The following is a 21,332-nucleotide window of genomic DNA, read 5'->3' on the forward strand; positions in this document are numbered from 1 at the left end:
CCCGGGCGGACAATGGGGGGCATGGCGCGAGGAAAACTTCACGTGTATCTCGGTGCCGCACCGGGCGTCGGCAAGACGTACGACATGCTCGGCGAGGGGCACCGTCGTGCCGACCGTGGCACCGACGTCGTGATCGGCTATGTCGAGTGCCATGGGCGCATTCTCACCGAGCAGATGGCCGAAGGCCTCGAACGCGTGCCACGGCGGCATATCGAGTACCGCGGCAAGACGTTCACCGAGATGGACGTCGACGCGATCCTGCGGCGCCGGCCCGAGGTGGTCCTGGTCGACGAGATCGCCCACACCAACGTGCCGGGATCCCGTAACGCGAAGCGCTGGCAGGACGTCGACGAACTCCTCGACGCCGGTATCCGGGTCATCACGACCGTCAACATCCAACACCTCGAGTCGCTCAACGACGTGGTGGAGTCGATCACCGGCATCAAGCAGCGGGAGACCATCCCCGACGCCGTCGTACGCCGTGCCGACCAGATCGAGCTCGTGGACATGTCGCCGGAGGCGCTCCGGCGACGCCTGGCCCACGGCAACGTCTACGCGCCGGAGAAGATCGACGCGGCACTCGGCAACTACTTCCGCGCCGGCAACCTCACCGCCCTCCGCGAGCTCGCCCTGCTGTGGGTGGCCGACCGGGTGGAGGAGGGGCTGGCGAAGTACCGCGCCGACCACGACATCGAGGCCCAGTGGCCGGCCCGCGAGCGGGTCGTCGTGGCGCTCACCGGCGGGCCCGAAGGCGAGACGGTCATGCGCCGCGCCGCCCGGATCGCGGCCCGGGGCGCCGGAGGTGAGCTGCTCGCCGTCCACGTGGTCCGCTCCGACGGGCTGTCCAGCTCCTCACCGACGACCCTGGCGCACCAGCGCGCGCTGCTGGAGAGCATGGGCGGCACCTATCACCAGGTCGTCGGGGACGACATCCCGGAAGCGCTGTTGCAGTTCGCCCGGGCTGTCAACGCCACCCAGCTTGTGCTCGGGAGCAGCAGCCGCAACCGCTGGCAGCACCTGATCCGGCCCGGCGTCGGCACGATCGTGCCCCGTGTCGCCGGGGAGATCGACGTGCACATCGTCCCCCTGGAGCACGAGTCGCCCGGCCGACTGCCCGGCGTACGCCGCAGCGTCGGCCGGCGCCGGCTGGTGCTGAGCTGGGTCCTCGCCCTCGCCGGCCCGCCGCTGCTCACACTGGGTCTGATCTCGACCCGGGGCACGGCGAGTTTCGCCATGCAGATGCTCTTCTACCTCACCCTCGCGGTGGCCACCGCGCTCGCCGGCGGACTTCTCCCGGCGCTGGTGGTCGCGGTGTTCGGATCCCTGCTGCTGAACTTCTTCTTCACCGAACCCACCGGGACGCTCAACATCGCCCAGGGCGAGAACATCGTCGCGCTGGCGATCTTCGTGGTGGTCTCGGTGGCCGTCGCGTCCGTAGTCGACCTCGCCGCGAGACGGACCAGCCAGGCGACCCACGCGGCGGCGGAGGCCGCCGCGCTGTCGACGCTCGCGGGAAGTGTGCTGCGTGGCGAGAAGGCTCTGGAGGCGTTGCTGGAGCAGGTCCGGGAGACTTTCGGTATGACCTCGGCCGCGCTCCTCGAACGCCAGTCCGACGATCCGGACACCTGGCGGATGGTCGGCGCCGCGGGACCTGATCCCGCGACCCGTCCCGCCGACGCCGACGTCGACGCGGGCGTCAACGACCACTACACGCTGGTGCTGCGTGGCCGGGTTCTCCCCGCCGTCGACCGCCGCGTGCTGGAGGCATTCGCCGACCACGCGGCCGTCGTGCTGGAACGCCGACGGCTGTCCCAGGAGGCCGGCCGAGCCCACAAACTCGCCGAGGCCAACCGGATCCGGACGGCGTTGCTCGCGGCCGTCTCCCACGATCTTCGTACCCCGCTCGCCGGGGTGAAGGCCTCGGTGAGCAGCCTGCGGCAGACCGACGTCGAACTGTCCGAGGACGACCGGGCCGAACTCCTCGCCGGAATCGAGGAGTCGGCCGACCGGCTGGACCGACTCGTCACGAACCTGCTCGACATGAGCCGGATCCAGGCCGAGGCCGTTCGGCCGCTGCTCCGCAAGGTCAGCGTCGAGGAGGTCGTCCCGGCCGCGCTGATCGGCATTCAGGCGGAGACCGTCAAGGTCTCGTTGTCGGAGGCGCTGCCCCCGGTCATGGTCGACACTGGACTGGTGGAGCGGGCAGTCGCCAACATCGTGGAGAACGCCGTACGCCACAACCCTCCCGGCCAGCCGGTCATGCTCACCGCGAGCGCGCTGCGCGACCGGGTGGAGATCCGGGTCGTCGACCGGGGCCCCGGCGTACCGGACGCGACCAAGGAAAAGATCTTCGAACCCTTCCAGCGACTGGGTGACGTCTCGGCCGGCACCGGCGTCGGACTCGGGCTCGCCGTGGCGCGGGGATTCGCGGACGCTGTCGGGGGGTCTCTGCAGGCCGAGGACACCCCAGGAGGTGGCCTCACGATGGTGCTGTCCCTTCCGGCCGCTGGCGGTGGCTCCCCGGAGCTCGCCGACGTCCCGGCCGGAGTCGCGACGTGAGCGGCAAAGAGGTGCGAGTCCTGGTGGTCGAGGACGAGGCGCAGCTCGCACGCGCGCTCTCGATCAACCTGCGCGCTCGGCACTACGCCGTCGACCTCGCGGCCGACGGCCGCAGCGCGCTCGAACTCGCCGCACGCGCCCACCCCGACGTCGTCGTCCTCGACCTCGGGCTGCCCGACCTCGACGGGATCGAGGTGATCCGCGGGCTTCGGGGCTGGACCCGGATGCCGATCATCGTCCTGTCCGCCCGCCACTCCTCCACCGAGAAGGTGCGGGCGCTCGACGCCGGGGCCGACGACTACGTGACCAAGCCGTTCGGCATGGACGAGTTGTTGGCCAGGCTGCGCGCTGCCGTACGCCGGAGCCAGCCCGGCGGTGCCGGCGCGCCCGTGATCACGACACCGACGTTCACCGTCGACCTCGCGGCGAAGCGGGTCATCCGCGACGGTGCCGACGTACGGCTCACGCCCACCGAGTGGCACCTGCTCGAGACGCTGGTGCGGGAGCCGCACCACCTCGTCGGGCAGCGGCAACTGCTGCAGGAGGTGTGGGGACCCGGCTACACCACCGAGACCAACTACCTGCGTGTCTACATCGCCCAGCTACGGCGCAAACTCGAACCCGACCCGGCCCATCCGCGCCACCTCATCACCGAACCCGGGATGGGCTACCGCTTCGAGCCGTAGCGAGCGGTGGTGGTTTCCTCGGGGTTTCGAAGCTGGGGTTCCTGCTCTGCCGACTGGCGTTCTTCCGCGGAAGAACGCCAGTTCTTCGTATCGACTCTTCGGTAGGAGACACTCCGGCCCGGAGCCGGTTCTTCCGCGAAAGGAGCTGCGAAGCCTCGACGGCGCGGATCCTGCGCCTTTGAGAATTCGCTGTCGAGCAGGAACCGCAGCTACAGCCACTCACGCGTTACGGGACTCGCTGTCAGTGAGTAAGCGAAGCGCTTCGTTCCGCGCAGTCTCATGCGGCCGATTAGGCCTGTAATTCTGAAGAAACGACACCAGCCGGCGGCGTTCGGCCGGCTCGAACCGTCCGGCGGCGACGCGGCGACCGGGTTCCCATACATGTCAGTCGTCTCGCTGGCACGAAGAAGTTGCCATGATGATCCGACCAAGCCAGCTGATTTGGAGCTGTCACCGGAACATTGAGCTGGTCAGCCAGTCTTTGAGCAAATGGGTTCACGCCTTTCCAGTTTCACACGAGAAGAGGCGCATGGGCTCGCCTCCCAGGTCGACTCGTCACTAGCAAGGAAGTCGGCGAATTCGTCGGCCGCGAAGGAGTCGTTTCCAACTCTCACGCTTGTCGGGTCCCCTTGTAGATCAGCTGTGAATGCACCCTTCTCAGGAGGAAGCGCCGAAGCAATCTTGCGCATCTCCTGATCATCTAGTGTTCCCCGCCGGAAATTCGTGCGATATATCGGGCGAGGGAGTCGAGGATTTCTTCGGCTGTCTTCTTCCAGACGAACGGTTTCGGGTCGGTGTTCCAGTTCTTGATCCATTCGCGGACGTCTTTCTCCAACGCCTGGACGCTTTTGTGGACGCCGCGGCGTAGGAGTTGGTCGGTGAGGAAGGCGAACCAGCGTTCCACCTGGTTGAGCCAGGAGGCCCCGGTCGGGGTGAAGTGCATGTGGAAGCGCGGATGGCGGGCGAGCCAGTCGTTGATGGCGGGGGTCTTGTGAGTGGAAAGGTTGTCGCAGACGAGGTAGACGTCGAGTTGGGCAGGGACCGCTTTGTCGATCGCGATCAGGAACTTCTTGAACTCCAGAGCACGGCGTCGTCGGTGGGTCTGGGAGATCACCGTGCCATCGGCAATGTTGAACGCGGCGAACAGGCTGGTCACACCGTGGCGGACGTAATCGTGGCTGCGCCGCTCCGGCATCCCGGGCATGGCCGGCAGCACCGGCTGGGAGCGGTCCAACGCCTGCATGCCCGACTTCTCATCCACACACAACACCACCGCCCGCTCCGGCGGGTTGTGGTACAGCCCGACCACATCGACCACCTTCTCCACGAACAACGGATCCGTGGAGAGCTTGAACCCATCACTGCGATGCGGTTTCAACTCGAACTTCGCCCAGATCCGCCCAATCGTCGACTCAGACAAACCCGAACGCGCCGCCATCGACCTCCGCGACCAGTGCGTCGCACTCACCGGCGTCTCCTCCAGCGTCGCAACCACCACCTCCTCCACCTTGTCCAACAAGATCGACGGTGGACGACCCGGCCGCGGCTCATCGACCAAACCGTCCAACCGCTTGGCCACAAACCGCCGACGCCACTTGTTCACCGTGTTCGGCGACACCCCCAAGTCGGCCGCCACCTGCTTGTTCACCGCCCCCGGCACCGCACACGCCAACACGATCCGCGACCGCAACGCCAACGCCTGCGACGACTTCGCCCGACGCGACCAACGAACCAACTGCTCCCGCTCACCAGCAGACAACACCAACTCGGCCTTCGGCCGCCCAGTACGAGCCACGGACACCATCATACCGATTTAACATACGAATTTCCGGCGGGGAACACTAGGGCGTAGAAGGCTTCACCGGCAGGCGGGTGACCTTCGCGATGTCGGTATCGGCGAGCGGGTCGAACAGCGGTCGGGACAGGTCAGCCGCATTGGCCTGGCGTATCGCTCTGGTGCCTCGACGAGTTCGGCCGAGGTCAGCGGTCGCTCGCCACCGTCGCGCTCCCCTGGCCGGTCACCGTGCCCGAACGGTTCCTCCGTCCCCGTGCCGTTGGGCGTACGGCACCTTGAGGTAGCCCGCCAGCCAGGGAGCTCCGAGTCGCTCCGTCGTCTGATCCACCCAGGAAGGCCATCCTGGCTCGATCCGGGAGATTCCGGCGACCTCCTCCAACGCCGACCGGTGGCCCATCCCGAAGATCGCGTCCTCCACGGCGCCGCTGGCGAGGATCTCCCTGCGGCGGGCGAGAACCGCGGCGAGCTGATCGTCGCCACTCGGCTGCTCCACCGTCGTACGGTCGTGCAGTCTGATCAGCTTCGCGAGTTCGGGCCGAGGTCCGACGTCATGGCCGTTCGCGGCACCGGCACCATCGCCCGCACCGTCTCCCGCACCATCGCGGGCCGTCTGCGCGGCACCCTGCCGAAGCCGCCGGTAGACCATGTCCAGCTCGAACGCCCGCGCCAGCCACTGCGGCTCTTCGTACTCACAGGTGGGGAGGTCGCGGATTCGCGCCCGCATCGCGTCCGCGACGTGCGTCGCCAACGAGTCTGGTCTCATCCGGTCGGCGAGGAATCCGCTCCGGGCCGCGACCGCCTCGTCGGTCGCCACCGCGGCGGCGATCTTCACCACCCCCGCGGGACGAGCCTCGAGTTCGGCCCGCAACTCCTCCTGCAGGGTGGGGGTGGGGAGGTTCGTCAGGTGCGCGATGACCGCGAGCTCACCGAAGACCCGTAGGTCAGGGAACTCCTGGACGAGACGCTGACCGCGGACGTGGTCGGTGAGCGGCATGTCGTAGGTGTCGTAGAGGGCGGCACAGCGACCCGAGATCGGCGAGCTGACCAGCGCCGGACCACCGAGTTCGTGGTCGGCCGAGCGGCGTTCGCGTTCGGTACCGTCGGGCATCCGCACCAACACCGGGTTGTCCATGCCGTCGGTGAAGACCGCCGCCTCCCCCGGCGGCAGCGTCACGACGTACGCCGACTGCGCTTCGGACAGGTTCATCGTGGCACCCACGGCGTCGCGGTCGTCCCGGGCGGGAAGCCGATGGACGATCTTGACGGCGGTGTTCTTGATGACGTCCGGGATCAGCTTGGCGGGAATCTGTTCGGCGACGACGAGTCCCTCGCCGTAGGCGCGGATCTCGGCCAACAGCGCGGCGAACATCTCGACCGCGTGGGCCGCGGCGCCGCGGGTGTCGTCCGTACGGCGAAGCAGCCGGTGCGCCTCCTCGAACACCGTGAGGTGCCGCAGCGTCGCGTAGGCACCCGGGTCACGCCGCGCGGCGACGCGCAGGTGTTCGGTCAACGCGATCAGCACGGTCCCCATCAGGAACGCCTTGTCGCGGTCGTCGCCGACGTCCTCGATCTCCAGGACGACGTTGCGTTCGAGCAGTTTGCCGATGTCGATCCGGTGGCCGCCCTCCAGGAAGCGCCCGGTCGTCCCCAGCCGGAGGCTCGCCAACCGCACCTTGACGAAGCCGCGGACGTTGTCGGTGATCTCCCTGCTGTAGCCGATCTGGTCGACGACCTCGATCGCGCAACGCTCGAGGTCGGCCAGGGTCGGGTAACGCGGCACGTGCCGGTCGTGGACGGCCTCACCGAGGGCGACGTCCCAGCCCTGTTCGACGTACGCCTTGGTCAGCGCCGCCGAGAGCACCTGCGGAAATGGTTCGTCGGCGTCGAACGCCGCGAGGAACAGCGCGCGTACGAGGTCCAGGTGCGTCTGCAACGGAAAGCCCTCGATCGGACGCAGCGGGTCGATCCCCGCGGGCATCGTCGACGGATCGCCCGGACGGATCACGACGACGGCGGGTTCGGCGTGCTCCGCCGCGGCCCGTTCTTCCGCGGAAGAACTCAGTCGGGCGGCCATCAGGCGGTACTCCGCCTTGGCGGGCTCGACCACCAGCCATAGAACTCCCGCGGCGGACGCCTGCTCCAGCAGGGCACGCACCGTCTGGGACTTGCCCGCGCCGGTGGCACCACAGACGAAGGTGTGGCGGTTCAGGCTGCCCAGTGGTAGCGACATCGCACCCGCCACGCGCCGCTGCCGGTCGAGGACGTCGCCGAGCCGAACCCCGGCCCGCGCACCGGAGGCGTCGTGCTCTGGATCGACGAGGCGCTCCGGCGTGACGTCGAACCCCGACGGAAGCGTCAGGCGCACCCCTGGGATCTCGGTCGCCGGAGGCCTGGTCAGGGCGGCGAGCAGGCGGGACCCAGCGAGGTCGCCGTCCTCCACGGCGAGGACGGCGTCCGGGCTCCCGTAGTCCGGGCCCGGCACGAGCGTGTAGGAGTGACCGTCGAGGTCGATCGAGGCGACGACCAGTCCGGCCAGGGAGCGAGCCGCCACCTCGTCGGAACCGCCCACCAAGACCCTGGCCCGCCACAGACCGTAACTCTCGGCGGATCGCAACTCACGGTGCCAGGCTCGGGCACGGTCGTGCGCCACGGCGTGATCGGGTGAGGACTCGGCCCGTGACCTGGACTGCCGGGCGGAGTCGGCCACCTCGGAGATCACCGGCAGGAACTCCGGCACCGGAACCCGCGTGGCGAGGACCGCCAGCGCGAACGGTGCCTCCCACACACCCAGCAGCACCGATTCGAGCGAGGCGGAGAGCGCGCTCGACGGGCCGGAAGGACGACGTTCGCCGTCGGTGTTGGCGAGCAGGCCGTCGTGACGGACCGAGACCGACGTCCACTTCCGGAGCGTCGTCAGTCGGGTGCGCAACTCGCCGTTGCGCAGCGAGGACGTCCCCGCGCCGGGCGGCACGGGCGCCGCACCCGCCGCGATGATCTCGACCGGCGCGCCAGGTGCGGGTCGTCGCCAGATCCAGGCGAGCGGCGGTGTCGTCGGTGTGTGGAACGCCGCCGTCAGAGCCGCGAGCCGCTGTGGTGCGCCCTCGTCCGTGCGGTCGCCAGGCGGTCCTGACAGCTCACCGTTTCCTCGGCGGGTCTGGCCGACGTCGTGCCGCGGTACCTCCATCACCTGGTCCGCGTCTGTGGTGCCGAGCCACTCCCACACGCGCACGTCCCCTCCTCCACGTCGCGGTCCGGCCGCGGCCGCACGCGTCACGGCCGTACGCGTGATCGGGTCGACAGGTCGAAAGAGATTGCCTGTCAACGAGACAAACTGACGGTACGACAGGTGATCCGAGGCCGACGCACGATCGCGATCATGGATCGTAGCGGCTTTCCGCTCGCGTCGTCCGGGTCCGAAAGCCCCCGGAAGTGCCTGTGCGCGACCAACTGAAATCTCTCCGCCGCGAGGGCGCGCCTGCCGTGGCCGAGATCGATCGCGGGTGGCACGATAGGCGCCATGGCGGCTTACCTCCTGCTCCCCACCGGCGCGGGGCTCACCCTCGCCGACGTCGAGGCCTGGGCTTCCAGGGCTCGCACGCTCGGCGCAACTGACGAAGCCCCGGTCCACGTCGGAGAGCCGCCACTCGCGGCGGGCGAGGACGACGGCACCGTCACGCTCAGCGTGGCGGTCACCGTGACCCGCACGGTGCTTCCCGGCGCCTGAGCCAGCGCAACCAACCGTTGACGCCGCACCGCGCGTCCGGACACATTGACGCGACTGTATCGACCCGACATTGACCCGGCATTGACCCGACTGTCGTCGTCCCGTTCTTCGCCGGTGCCTGCTCTTCGAGACGCCCACCCGGCCTCGGCACCGCCGCACCTCACCTCGAGCACGCCTCGGGTCGGCCGTAGGTTGGTCGACCAGGAGGACGTCACGCTGGTGGCACCTCACGGCCGCCGCCTCGGTGCCGCCACCGACAGGAAGGTCCGACCATGCCCGACGCAGCGACCGGCCGCCCGGCCCGCCGCCCCAACGTCGTCGTCGTGTTCACCGACCAGCAGCGCTGGGACACCACCGGCGTCCACGGCAACCCGCTCGACCTCACGCCGAACTTCGACGCGATGGCACGCTCCGGCACCCATGTCGTCCAGGCCATCACCCCGCAGCCGGTCTGCGCGCCCGCACGCGCGGCCATCCAGACCGGCCGCTACCCCACGACGACGGGTGTCCACCGCAACGGCCGGACGCTGCCGGAGGACGGCCCGACCCTCGCCACGTGTTTCCGCGACGCGGGCTACGCCACCGGCTACATCGGGAAGTGGCACCTCGCTGGCGCCGAGCCCGTCCCACCGGAGCAGCGCGGCGGCTATGAGTCCTGGCTCGGCGCCAATGTGCTGGAGTTCGTCTCCGACGCCTACCGCACCGTGATGTTCGACGAGGCCGGCGAGCCGGTGCTGCTGCCGGGCTACCGGTCGGACGCGTTGTTCGACGCGGCGATCCGGTTCGTCGCCGACCACACCGAGCCGGACGGCTCCCCCGCCGAACGGCCGTTCTTCCTGTTCCTGTCGCTGATCGAGCCGCACCACCAGAACGAGGTCGACACCTATCCCGCACCGAAGGGATACGCCGAGCGATACCAGGGCCGCTGGCTGCCGCCCGACCTGGCCACGCTGTCGGCCGAGGGAGGCACGGCCCACCGGCATCTCGGCGGCTACTGCGGACAGGTGCGCCGGGTGGACGAGGGGCTCGGGCGGCTGGTCGACGCGCTGCGCACCCTCGACCTGCTCGACGACACGATCCTTGCGTTCACCTCCGACCACGGCAGCCACTTCAAGACCCGCAACGATGAGTACAAGCGTTCCTGCCACGACAGTTCCGTCCGGGTGCCGCTGGCGCTGCGCGGCCCGGGCTTCGACTCCGGCGGCGCCCTGAACCATCCGGTGAGCACGATCGACCTGCCCGCGACACTGCTGGACGCGGCCGGGATCGAGGTGCCCGCGGCGATGCAGGGCCGCTCCTTCCTCCCGCTCGTCCGCGACCCCGACGCCGAGTGGCCCACGGAGGTGTTCGTCCAGGTCAGCGAGTCGGAGGTCGGGCGGGCGATCCGCACGTCCCGGTGGAAGTACTACGCCGTCGACCCGGACGCCCACCCGTGGGACGACCTGGCCGGCAGCCGCTATGTCGAGACCGCGTTGTACGACCTCGCCAACGACCCCTACGAGCTGGTCAACCTCGCCGGGATGGCCTCGCACCGCGCCGTCGCCGAGCGGCTGCGGGCCCGGCTCCTCGCCCGGATCGTCGCCGCCGGTGAGGCCGAGCCGGTGATCGAGCCGGCACCCGAGGTACCGAGCGGCGCCCAACGTCGGGTCGACCCGGCGGTGCACGACGGTCGCTGGACGCCGGTGCGCTTCGGACACCAACACAGGTAGGGAGAACGCGCGTACCCCCCACGACTCCGCCGTGGATCAGGGGATCAGGGCGATCAGGGCTGGCGGGCCGGGAGGGAGGACAGGTACGCCGCGGCCTCCTCCTGGTGGAGGAACTCCGCCCACCCGAGCGGGGTGGCCTGGAACGTCGGGTCCCGGCGGTCCAGGTCGGCTCCGAGCGTGACGAGCCTGCGTAGGACGTCGAGTTCGCCCGCACCCGCGGCGTAGTGGAGCGGAGAGGGTGCGGACGAAGGTGTCGGGGCGTCGACGCCGAAGCCGAGATCGAGGAGCAGGAGTACGGCGTCCCAGCGCTGCCGGGAGGCCGCCTGCGACACGAGTGCGGGATGTTCGGCCATGGTCCGCGCGATGATCCCCGGCGTCCGCTCCTGGATCGTGCGCGCCTCGTCGTGGTCACCCCGCAGGCAGGCGTCGACGAAGGCGCTCCTGGGCCGGCTCGCCCGGAACAGGTCGCGGACGACTCCGATCTCCGCTCCGTGGTGGATCAGCTCGTCGAGGATGTGGAGCGCGAACGCCGAGCCGTCCTGCTCGCCGTAGGGCCCGGCGATCTTGCCCATGGGCCGCGCCAGCGCCTCCTCGTCCAGCGCGTCGAGGCGTCGTCGCCAGCTCGCGTGCGCGTGCTCCAGCGCGGCGAGCGCCGCCTTCGCGTCGACCTGCGGCGGGCCGGGTTCCTCTCCGGCCAGCGGGGTCAGCCCGAACCAGGTGGCGGTCCGTTCGGCACCGAGGACGTCGGTCACGTGCGCGATCCGCCAGGCGAGCGTGGTGAACGGCGGCGGCTCGAGCGGCAGCACCGAGGAGTCCACGGCGACGGAACCGTCCTCGTGACGCCGGATGGTCCAGCTGTCCGGGACCGGCTCCCAGAGGTACTCCTCGTCGGTGAGGCCGGCGAGGCGGTTCCAGAGCCGTTCCCAGGCGAAATCGGACAGTTCGAGCAGATGGGGTTTCATCTCCCTGGTCATGGCAGCACGGTATGCCCGTTGCCGGACAGAATCGGTCCGCCATTCCTGGGAGAATCCCCTGGCAATGGACACCGCCGACTCCGCCGACACCGCCGCGCGCCTGCTCCGGCTGCTCTCGCTCCTCCAGACCCGTCCGCAGTGGACGGGCGAGGAGCTCGCCGCGCGGCTGGGGGTCACCACACGGACCCTGCGCCGCGACGTCACCCGACTCCGGTCCCTCGGCTACCCGATCGACGCGGCGCTCGGCGTCCATGGCGGCTACCACCTCGGCACCTCCGGCCGGCTCCCTCCACTGCTGCTGGACGACGACGAGGCGGTGGCGATCGCGGTCGGCCTGCGGGTCGCCACGACGACCACCGTGTCCGGGGTGGAGGACGCGGCGGTGGCCGCGCTGGCCAAGCTCGAACAGGTCCTTCCGGCCCGGCTGCGGGAGCGGGTGAGCGCGGTGCGGGCGAGCACGGACCAGCTGCCGGGGCCGAAGCTGCCGATGATCGACGCGGAGGTCCTGGTGATGCTGGCCACCGGCTGCCGGCGTACCGAAGGGCTCCGGTTCTCCTACCGCGACCACCAGGGCCGCGAGACCGTCCGTTCCGTCGAGCCGCACCGGATCGTGCACACCGGCCGCCGGTGGTACCTCGTCGCCCGCGACCGCGACCGGGACGACTGGCGGACGTTCCGGATCGACCGCATCGCCAACCCGACCTTGACAGGCCAGCGGTACGCGTTGGCGGACCCGCCGGACGCCGCCGCGATGGTGGCGGAGGGTACGGGGATTACTCCGTGGGCCATCGAGGCGCGCATCCTGCTCCACCTCGACCTCGACCAGGCGCGACGGGACTTCCCCGCGACGGTCGGCGTGGTCGAGCCCGCTGGCGAGGGCGCCGCGCTGCTACGGGTCGCCGCGGGCGAGCTGGCTCCGCTGATCGACTTCGTCTGCCGGATCCGGTGCGACTTCGAGGTCCTGGCGCCGCCGGAGCTGCGGACGGCACTCGGCGAACTCGGGGCGAAACTCCTCCGCCGGCACGGGTCGGCGGTCCCGTGGGATCATGCTGACAGGCCAGCTGCGACGTGTTCCCGGCCAGCGGGACAAGGTTGATACCGTCAGTTGCCGCCAACACCGAGATGTGGAGATCCCACCGATGCTCGACCGCGCCGAAATCGACGCCCTCTTCCTCGTGGACCTGCCCGAACCGGCGTACTGGGAGCAGCAGTACCCGCCCCGGCAGCTGCCCGAGGGCGCGAAGGTGACGCGGCTCGGTCCCTCGCCCACGGGCTCCCCCCACGTCGGCCTGCTCTACGTCGCCACCATCGACAGGTCGGTCGCGGCCAACAGCGGCGGCACGTACCTCCTCCGGATCGAGGACACCGACCAGGCGCGGGAGGTGGAGGGCGCGCTCGACCAGTTCGAGCGGGCGTTCCGGTACTTTTCGGTCGAGCCGGACGAAGGCGAGGGAAACGGCGACTACGGCCCCTACTTCCAGTCGCAGCGGTCCCCGATCTACCTCAGCTACGTGCGTGACCTGCTGCGTCAGGACAAGGCCTACCTCTGCTTCGCCACGAAGGAGGAGCTGGCCGAGATCACCCAGGCGCAGCAGAAGGCGAAGCTGCCGACCGGCTACTACGGCCGCTGGGCGATCTGGCGCGACGCGTCCGAGGACGACATCCGCGCCAAGCTCGCCGCGGGCGCGCCGTTCGTCGTGAGGTTCCGTACGCCGACGCGCGTCGGGTCCCGGGTGCGCTTCGTCGACGCCATCCGCGGGCCGCTCTCGCACGAGGCCAACCGCAACGACGTCGTGATCCTCAAGTCCTCCGACCAGGAGCCACGGCTGCCGACCTACCACTTCGCGCACGCCGTCGACGACCACCTGATGCGGGTCAACCTGGTCATCCGGGGCGAGGAGTGGATCTCCTCGGTGCCGCTGCACCTCCAGCTGTTCGAGGCGCTCGGGTTCGAGCCTCCGGAGTACGCCCACATCGCTCCGCTGACCAAGCAGGACGGCGGCGGCAAGCGGAAGCTGTCCAAGCGCAAGGACCCCGAGTCCTCGGTCGACTTCTACATCGAGGCCGGCTATCCCGCCCCGCCGGTGCAGTACTACCTGCGCGGACTCGCCAACGGCCGGCTCGCCGAGCTGCCGCTGGCCGAGGCGCTCGCGGCGCCGATCCGGCTCGAGGACTGCGGTGTGGCGGGTCCGTTGGTCGACGTCGTGAAGCTCGAGGACATCAGCGCCGACTACGTCGCGTCGCTGTCCGGTGAGACCATCCTGGCCGAGGTCGCCGGGTGGGCCGCCACCCACGACCCCGAGCTGGTGGCGGTGCTGAACGACGAGCGCGACCTCGCGCTGCGGGCGCTCGCGGTCGAGCGGGACGGTGTCGAGAACCCCCGCAAGGACCTGCGCAAGTGGTCGGACTTCCGCTCGGCCTACGGCTTCTTCTTCCCGCGGCTGTTCCCGCTCGTGTCCGACCCCGCCGACGAGCGGCTCGGCAGCCTCGACCCGGCACTCGTGCGCACGCTCGCGGCGGAGTTCGCCGACACCTACCAGGACGTCGACGACGGGCAGGAGTGGTTCGGGCAGATCCGCGACCTCGCGGCACGCCACGGCTTCGCCAAGAACGCCAAGGAGTACAAGAAGGACCCGGACGCCTACCCCGGCTCCATCCGGGAGGCCGCCCAGGTGATCCGGGTCGCGCTCACCGGGTCGACCCGCAGCCCCGATCTCTTCTCGGTCGCCCGGGCTCTCGGAACCGACGAGGTACTCCGGCGGGTCCGCGCGCTCACCGCCTGACGCCGCCGCCCGGACCGTGGGTCCGGTGGTGTCATGGTCCGGACAGTGTCCGGTCCTGCAGCATCCGTCCCCGCGACCGGGTCCGGGTGGCACCATGCAGGCGTGGCCACCTCCCGGTGGCCGGATCCCAGTCGCCGGGAGGTAGCACATGGCGCTGTCGGCCACGCCCCGGTCGCGGAGCCGCACCACCCGCGCGCGTGCCAGCATCGCCCTGCTCGGTCCCGCCCTGGTGGCGGCGGTCGCCTACGTCGACCCCGGCAACGTCGCGACCAACGTCACAGCCGGTTCGAGGTACGGCTACCTGCTGGTCTGGGTCATCGTCGTCGCGAACCTCATGGCGGGCCTGGTGCAGTACCTCTCGGCCAAGACCGGGCTCGCCACCGGGCGTTCACTGCCGGCCCTGATCGCCGATCATCTGCCCCGCCCGGCCCGGTTGGCGTACTGGTTCCAGGCCGAACTCGTCGCGGTCGCGACAGACCTCGCCGAGGTCGTCGGCGGTGCGGTGGCGCTGGCGCTGCTGTTCGACCTGCCGCTGCTGCTCGGTGGCCTCATCACCGGCACGGTCTCGATGGCCGTGCTCGCCGTCCAGAACCGCCGCGGCCAGCGCCCGTTCGAGCGCCTGATCGTCACCATGCTCCTGGTCATCACGGTCGGCTTCCTCGCCGGCCTGGTGGTCGCGCCGCCGAGCCCGGGAGACGTCGTGGGCGGTCTCGTCCCACGCTTCGACGGCACCGACAGCGTGCTCCTCGCGACCGGGATGCTCGGTGCGACCCTGATGCCGCACGCGGTCTACGTCCACTCCAGCCTCGCCACCGACCGGCACGGACGGCCGCCGCAGGGACGGGTCCTGCGGCGCTTCCTCGGCGTCACCAGGATCGACGTCCTGGTGGCGATGATCGTCGCCGGTGCGGTCAACCTCGCCATGTTGCTGGCGGCCGCGAGTTCCCTTCGGGGTACGCCGGGCACCGACAGCCTGGAGGGGGCGCACGCCGCGATCGGTGCCCAACTCGGCGGCGGGATGGCGATCCTGTTCGGTGTCGGGCTGCTCGCGTCCGGGCTCGCCTCGACGTCGGTCGGCTGCTACGCAGGCGCCGTGATCATGGAGGGCATGCTCAGGCGGCGGATCCCGCTCCTGCTCCGCCGCCTGATCACCCTGACGCCCGCGCTGGTGGTCCTCGGCGTCGGTGCCGACCCCACCCAGGCGCTGGTGCTGTCGCAGGTGGTCCTGTCCTTCGGGGTGCCGTTCGCGGTGATCCCGCTGGTGCTCTTGACCGCGCGGCGCGACGTCATGGGCGGGTCGGTCAACCACCCGGTCACCACGGTCGCCGCCGGAGTCATCGCGGCGGTGGTCACGACGCTCAACCTCGCGCTGATCGTCCTCACCGTGAGCGGCGGCTGAGCGCCGCCCGCCCGAACGAACGGCTCAGGAGAGCTTGGGGAACCACAGCGCGATCTCCCGCGCCGCCGACTCCGGGGAGTCCGAGCCGTGCACGAGGTTCTCGCGGTTGGACAGCGCGAGGTCGCCGCGGATGGTGCCGGGGGCGGCCTTGCGTCCGTCCGTCGCGCCGTTGAGCGCCCGGACGACCTCGACCGCCTGGTCGCCTTCCAGGACACCGGCCACCATCGGCCCGCTGGTCACGAAGTCACGCAGCGGCGGGTAGAAGTCCTTGTCGACGTGCTCGGCGTAGTGCTCGTCGGCCGTCCCCGCGTCGATGGTGCGGAACTCGAGCGCGACCAGCGCCAGCCCCTTGCGTTCGTAGCGGCTGAGGATCTCACCGACCAGGCCGCGGCGTACGGCGTCGGGCTTGAGCAGGATCAGGGTGCGCTCGGACACGCGAACTCCTCCGTGGGTTCAGGGGCGGACACAGTGCCCGCGTCGAGGGAACGGACGGCGTGCGCAGCGTAACGGGTCATCCGGACGCCTCCCGCTCCGCCCGCATGGCCGCGATCCGGCGGTCGAGGACGAGACAGACGAACCACAGCACCCCGAAGACCGCGCCGAGGACGAACATCAGTGGGACGACGATCCCGAGCGCGAACGCGACCACCTGCAGGATCGAGCCCACCACCCGGCCGAACGGGAACCGCAGCAACGCCGTCACCACCAGGCAGGCGAGGGCCACGCCTCCGCCGACCGCACCGGCCAGGCCGGCGTGGACGTCGTTCAGCGAGATGGCCACCGGGATGGCGAGTCCGATGATGATCGCCTCGAAGACGAGGATCGCCGCGAGCACCGACCGCATGGTTCAGCGCCCTCCGAGCAGGACACGCGCCTCGCCGGCGGTGATGACCGACCCGGTGACGAGAACGCCGCCGGCCGCGAGGCCGCTGCTGCCGCTCTCCTCCGCGAGCTGGACGCCCAGCTCGAGGGCGTCGTCCAGCCTCGGTGCGATCTCGACCCGGTCCTCGCCGAAGATGTCGGTCGCGTACTCGGCCAGCTCGGCCGCCGGCATGGCCCGGGCGGTGGAGTTCTCCGTGCAGATGATCCGGGTCAAGACCGGCTCGAACGCCTCCAGGACGCCTTCGACGTCCTTGTCGCGCATCACGCCGACCACGCCGATCAGTGGATCGAAGGAGAACGCCTCGGTGATCGCCTCGGCGGTCGCGTTGGCACCGTGCGGGTTGTGGGCCGCGTCGAGGACGACGGTGGGGCCGCGGCGGACGACCTCCAGCCGTCCGGGCGAACGCACGTCGGCGAACCCGGCCCGCACCAGGTCGGCGTCCAGGCCCTCGCCCTCGGTGACGCCACCGGCGAGGAACGCCTCGACCGCGGCGAGCGCGCAGACGGCGTTGTGGGCCTGGTAGGCGCCGTGCAGGGGAAGGAAGATTCCGTCGTACATGCCGGTCAGGCCCTGCAGCGTGAGCTGCTGCCCGCCGACGGCGAGCTCACGCGCGACGACCCCGAACTCCAGCCCTTCCCGCGCCACGGTCGCACCGACCTCGGCCGCCCGGCGCATCAGCACCTCGGCGACCTCGACCTCCTGCTGCGCGATCACCGCCACCGCACCGGGCTTGATGATGCCGGACTTCTCGCCAGCGATCTCCGCCGGCGTGTTTCCGAGGTACTGCGCGTGGTCGACAGCGATCGGTGTGACGACCGCGACCTTGCCGTCGGCGACGTTGGTCGCGTCGAACCGGCCGCCGAGTCCGACCTCCAGCACCGCCGCGTCGACCGGTGCGTCGGCGAAGATCGCGAAACCGAGCGCGGTGACGATCTCGAAGAAGGACAGCGGCCGGTCCAGACGCGGATCGGCGAGATCCACGAACGGCATGATCTCGTGGTAGGCCTGCACGAAGCGTTCGTGCGACACCGGCTGGCCGGCCAGGGTGATCCGCTCCCGGACCTCGGCGAGGTGCGGGCTGGTCAGCCGGCCCGCCCGGACGCCGAACGCGCCGAGGAGCGAGTCGACCATCCGGGCGGTGGTGGTCTTGCCGTTGGTGCCAGTGAGGTGGACCACGGGCGCGGCGTGCTGGGGTTCGCCGAGCAGCTCGCAGAGCAGCCGGATCCGCTCCAGGGTGGGTCCCGCGACCGACTTGTGCTCCGGGAGCCGGGCCAGCAGGGCCTTCTCCACCTCCGAGTAGGCGGCCGCCGCCTCCAGTGCCTGAGCGTCCGCGTCACGAGCTGCCATGGCTACCTGCGCTTCCTCGTCTGGTCACCATGGCATTGTTCCGCGTGCGAGCGTGCGCCCTGCCGAAGGGGTGGGCGTCGCGCCCTCGCCGGCGCCGGCGAGGGCCGCGGACCGCACCCGATGCGCCGTCGTACACGCTCGATGACTCTCCGTGGTCAGCTCGGCAGGGCGGCGAGCTGCGCCTCCAGGCGGGCGACGTCGGCCTGTGCGGTCGCGAAGTGCTTGTTGACCTTCTCCACCACCGGCGCCGGCGCCTTGGCGAGGAACTCCGCGTTGCCGAGCTTGCGTTCGGCCTGGTCGCGTTCACGGCGCGCGTTGCCGAGGTCCTTCTCCAGCCGCTTGCGCTCGGCGGCCACGTCGATGGTGCCGGCGGTGTCGAGTTCGACCCGGACGTCCGCCACCGGAAGGGAGGCCGACGCGCTGAACGACGGACCGGGCACCTCCAGCCGCAGCAGCGTCCGGATCGCGGACTCGTGCGCCGCGAGGACGGTCCCCTCGATGCCGGCGAGCCGCGCGGGCACCCGCTGGCCGGGCTTGAGGCCCTGGTCGGAGCGGAACCTGCGCACCTCGGTCACCAACGCCTGCAGCGCGCCGATCTCCGCCTCCGCCGCCGGGTCGACGTACTCCGTCCGCGCGGTCGGCCAGCCGGCCACCACGAGGGACCGCGCCGGCTCGGCCTCACCGGTGGCGGTGAGTGCGAGCCAGAGCTGTTCGGTGACGAACGGCATGACCGGGTGGAGCAGCCGCAGCAGCCCGTCGAGGACGTGGCCGAGGACGGCCCGCGTGGCGTCGGCGGCAGCGCCGCCCGCTGTCAACGACGTCTTGGCGAGCTCGACGTACCAGTCGCAGAACTCACCCCACGCGAACGCCTGGATCGCCTCGCAGGCCTTGGCGAACTCGTAGCCGTCGTAGGAGGCGTCGACCTCACCGATCAGCCGGTGCAGCCGGGACAGGATCCAGCGGTCGGCGCTCGACAGGTCTCCGGCCGGCGGGACCGGCAGGGCGGTGGACGCGCCGTTCATCAGCGCGAAGCGCGAGGCGTTCCAGAGTTTCGTCGCGAAGTTGCGCGATCCCTGGGCCCACTCCTCCGTGATGGGGACGTCGGAGCCCGGGTTGGCGCCGCGGGCGAGGGTGAAGCGAGTCGCGTCAGCGCCGTAGCGGTCGATCCAGTCCAGCGGGTCGACGACGTTGCCGAACGACTTCGACATCTTCTTGCCGTGCGCGTCGCGGACCATGCCGTGCAGCACGATCTCGCGGAACGGCACGCTGTCGGCGGCGCCGCGGTCGTTCATGGCGTACAGACCGAACATCGCCATCCGGACGACCCAGAAGAAGAGGATGTCGTAGCCGGTGACGAGCACACTGGTCGGGTAGTAGCGCTGCACGTCGGGCGTCTCGTCGGGCCAGCCGAGCGTGGACAGCGGCCACAGGCCGGAGGAGAACCACGTGTCGAGGACGTCCTCGTCCTGGGCCCAGCCCTCCCCGGTCGGCGGCTCGTCGTCCGGTCCGACGCAGACCACCTCGCCGCCCGGACCGTAGTAGACCGGGATCCGGTGCCCCCACCACAGCTGGCGCGAGATGCACCAGTCGTGCATGTTGTCGACCCAGGAGAAGTACCGGTTGGCGAGCTCGGGCGGGTGGATGGTGATGCGGCCCTCGCGTACGGCGTCGCTCGCCGCCTTGGCCAGCGGCTGCACCTTCACGAACCACTGCAGCGACACCCGCGGCTCGACCACCGTGTCGCAGCGCTGGCAGTGACCGACGGCGTGGCGGTAGGGACGGACCTCCTTCTCGATCCGGCCCTCGGCCCGCAGCGCGGCGACGACCGCCGGCCGGGCCTCGAACCGGTCGAGTCCCTGGAACGGCCCGTGCGCGGTCACCACGCCGTGCTCGTCCATGATCACGAGGCTCGGCAGGTCGTGCCGCCGGCCGATCTCGAAGTCGTTGGGGTCGTGCGCGGGGGTCACCTTGACCGCGCCGGTCCCGAACTCGGGGTCGACGTGGGCGTCGGCCACGATCGGGATCCGTCGCCCGGTCAGCGGCAGGTCCACCTCCGTGCCGATCAGGTGCGCATACCGCTCGTCGTCCGGGTGGACGGCGACCGCGGTGTCACCGAGCATCGTCTCGGGTCGGGTCGTCGCCACCACCACGGACGCGTCGCCCTCGCCGTAGCGGATCGACACGAGCTCGCCGTCGTCGTCGGAGTGCTCCACCTCGATGTCGGACAGGGCGGTGAGGCAGCGCGGGCACCAGTTGATGATCCGCTCGGCGCGGTAGATCAACCCGTCGTCGTAGAGCCGCCTGAACATCGTGCCGACAGCCTTGGACAGCCCCTCGTCCATCGTGAACCGCTCGCGGCTCCAGTCGACGGAGTCCCCGAGCCGGCGCATCTGGCCGAGGATCCGGCCGCCCGACTCGGCCTTCCACTGCCACACCCGCTCGACGAACGCCTCCCGGCCGAGGTCGTGGCGGGACAGGCCCTCCTTGGCGAGCTCCCGCTCGACGACGTTCTGGGTGGCGATGCCGGCATGGTCCATGCCCGGCAGCCAGAGGGCGTCGAACCCCTGCATCCGGCGACGGCGGACGAGAATGTCCTGGATCGTGTGGTCCAGGGCGTGCCCGACGTGCAACGAACCGGTGACGTTGGGCGGCGGGATGACGATCGAGTACGGCGTCGCGTCCGGCTTGCCCGACGGTGTGAAGTAGCCGCGCTCGACCCAGCGCTCGTACAGCTTCCCCTCCACCTCGGCGGGGACGAAGGTCTGCGGGAGCTCAGGCGCGGAATCGGGCCGCTGCGACGCACTCATGCGGTGCAGTTTAGGGACCCACGACGGGGTGGCCATCCGGCCGGTGGGAGGTGCAGACTTCGCGCCGTGACCGAGAGCACCTTCCCCGCTTCCACGCCGTCTCCCACGCCGTCGCCCGCGCTGTCGCCCGCCGCGTCCTCCGGCCAGCCGTACGTGCTGCGGGCGGCGACCCCCGCCGACGCCGACTTCATCGCCGAGATGACCCTCGCGGCGTTCAACTGGGCGCCAGACCGGCCGCCCTTCACGATGGAGGCGTTCCGGGCCGACCCGGCGTTGTCGAAGTACGTCGACGGCTGGCCGGCACCCGGCGAGCACGGAGTCGTCGCGCAGGCTTCGGCTGCGGGAACGGGCGGGGGCTCCGGTGGGGATCCAGGGCGGTTGGTCGGCGCCGCCTGGTGGCGCTGCTTCGGCGCCGACGCACCGGGCTACGGCTTCGTCGCCGAGGACGTCCCGGAGTTGAGCCTCGCCGTGGCGGCCGGCTGGCGCGGTCGAGGCCTCGGCCGAGTGCTTCTGCGGGCGGTGGTCGACCTGGCGCGAGCCGAGGGCCTGGCCCGGGTCAGCCTCTCCGTCGAACGCGCCAACCACGCCGCCAGGCTCTACGCCGCCGAAGGGTTCGCGGTGGTGGGCGGAGACGAGAACGCCGACACCATGATGAAGGAGCTGTGA

Annotated in this window: 15 protein-coding genes; 8 read left to right on the top strand and 7 right to left on the bottom strand. The window is 70.6% G+C overall.

The features are described from left to right. The first annotated feature begins 21 nt into the window (after positions 1–21). Positions 22–2,559: a sensor histidine kinase gene (locus HEB94_RS40315; RefSeq protein WP_192754708.1), complete on the top strand. Its 2,538-nt coding sequence runs from the start codon at positions 22–24 to the stop codon at positions 2,557–2,559. 11 nt (positions 2,560–2,570) lie between these two features. Next, positions 2,571–3,245, top strand: a complete 675-nt coding sequence (locus HEB94_RS40320; protein WP_425550418.1) for a response regulator — start codon at positions 2,571–2,573, stop codon at positions 3,243–3,245. 700 nt (positions 3,246–3,945) lie between these two features. Here HEB94_RS40320 and HEB94_RS40325 read toward each other — a convergent pair. Both HEB94_RS40325 and HEB94_RS40330 read right to left on the bottom strand, forming a co-directional pair. Further along, positions 3,946–5,049, bottom strand: coding sequence for an IS630 family transposase (locus tag HEB94_RS40325; RefSeq protein WP_192756249.1), 1,104 nt, complete (start codon positions 5,047–5,049; stop codon positions 3,946–3,948). Positions 5,050–5,263: 214 nt separating this feature from the next. Further along, positions 5,264–8,269: a helicase HerA-like domain-containing protein gene (locus tag HEB94_RS40330; protein WP_192754710.1), complete on the bottom strand. Its 3,006-nt coding sequence runs from the start codon at positions 8,267–8,269 to the stop codon at positions 5,264–5,266. 288 nt (positions 8,270–8,557) lie between these two features. On the opposite strand from HEB94_RS40330, the gene HEB94_RS40335 reads away from it, so the two are divergent. After that, positions 8,558–8,764: a hypothetical protein gene (locus HEB94_RS40335; protein ID WP_192754711.1), complete on the top strand. Its 207-nt coding sequence runs from the start codon at positions 8,558–8,560 to the stop codon at positions 8,762–8,764. Between the two features lie 272 nt (positions 8,765–9,036). Next, positions 9,037–10,473, top strand: coding sequence for a sulfatase family protein (locus HEB94_RS40340; RefSeq protein WP_192754712.1), 1,437 nt, complete (start codon positions 9,037–9,039; stop codon positions 10,471–10,473). A 53-nt stretch (positions 10,474–10,526) separates the two neighbouring features. Here HEB94_RS40340 and HEB94_RS40345 read toward each other — a convergent pair whose 3' ends face one another. Continuing rightward, on the bottom strand, positions 10,527–11,447 hold the full coding sequence (locus tag HEB94_RS40345; RefSeq protein ID WP_192754713.1) for a DinB family protein: 921 nt from the start codon (positions 11,445–11,447) through the stop codon (positions 10,527–10,529). Between the two features lie 64 nt (positions 11,448–11,511). Between HEB94_RS40345 and HEB94_RS40350 the strand changes: the two genes are divergently transcribed. The 3 genes from HEB94_RS40350 to HEB94_RS40360 all read left to right on the top strand — a co-directional run bounded on the left by HEB94_RS40350 (position 11,512) and on the right by HEB94_RS40360 (position 15,629). Next, on the top strand, positions 11,512–12,543 hold the full coding sequence (locus HEB94_RS40350) for a helix-turn-helix transcriptional regulator (RefSeq protein ID WP_192754714.1): 1,032 nt from the start codon (positions 11,512–11,514) through the stop codon (positions 12,541–12,543). 43 nt (positions 12,544–12,586) lie between these two features. Further along, a complete protein-coding gene (locus tag HEB94_RS40355) occupies positions 12,587–14,230 on the top strand; it encodes a glutamate--tRNA ligase (protein WP_192754715.1) in 1,644 nt (547 codons plus the stop codon). Between the two features lie 148 nt (positions 14,231–14,378). Further along, positions 14,379–15,629 carry an Nramp family divalent metal transporter gene (locus tag HEB94_RS40360; RefSeq protein ID WP_192754716.1) on the top strand — a complete coding sequence of 417 codons (1,251 nt, stop codon included), beginning with the start codon at positions 14,379–14,381 and terminating at the stop codon, positions 15,627–15,629. Positions 15,630–15,653: 24 nt separating this feature from the next. Here HEB94_RS40360 and ndk read toward each other — a convergent pair whose 3' ends face one another. The 4 genes from ndk to HEB94_RS40380 form a co-directional block, all read right to left on the bottom strand. Continuing rightward, positions 15,654–16,064, bottom strand: coding sequence for a nucleoside-diphosphate kinase (ndk, locus tag HEB94_RS40365; protein ID WP_192754717.1), 411 nt, complete (start codon positions 16,062–16,064; stop codon positions 15,654–15,656). A 76-nt stretch (positions 16,065–16,140) separates the two neighbouring features. Then, complete coding sequence (locus tag HEB94_RS40370; protein ID WP_202896804.1) at positions 16,141–16,464, bottom strand: DUF4233 domain-containing protein; 324 nt, start codon at positions 16,462–16,464, stop codon at positions 16,141–16,143. 12 nt (positions 16,465–16,476) lie between these two features. Next, positions 16,477–17,859: a bifunctional folylpolyglutamate synthase/dihydrofolate synthase gene (locus tag HEB94_RS40375; protein WP_192754719.1), complete on the bottom strand. Its 1,383-nt coding sequence runs from the start codon at positions 17,857–17,859 to the stop codon at positions 16,477–16,479. Positions 17,860–18,014: 155 nt separating this feature from the next. Next, entirely contained in the window at positions 18,015–20,666 is a 2,652-nt protein-coding gene (locus HEB94_RS40380; RefSeq protein WP_192754720.1) for a valine--tRNA ligase, read from the bottom strand. Positions 20,667–20,732: 66 nt separating this feature from the next. Here HEB94_RS40380 and HEB94_RS40385 point away from each other — a divergent pair, with 66 nt between their 5' ends. Next, positions 20,733–21,332 (top strand): GNAT family N-acetyltransferase, encoded by a 600-nt coding sequence (locus HEB94_RS40385; RefSeq protein WP_337918271.1) that lies wholly within the window; start codon positions 20,733–20,735, stop codon positions 21,330–21,332.

Source organism: Actinopolymorpha pittospori (assembly GCF_014873875.1).
GTDB lineage: Bacteria > Actinomycetota > Actinomycetes > Propionibacteriales > Actinopolymorphaceae > Actinopolymorpha > Actinopolymorpha pittospori.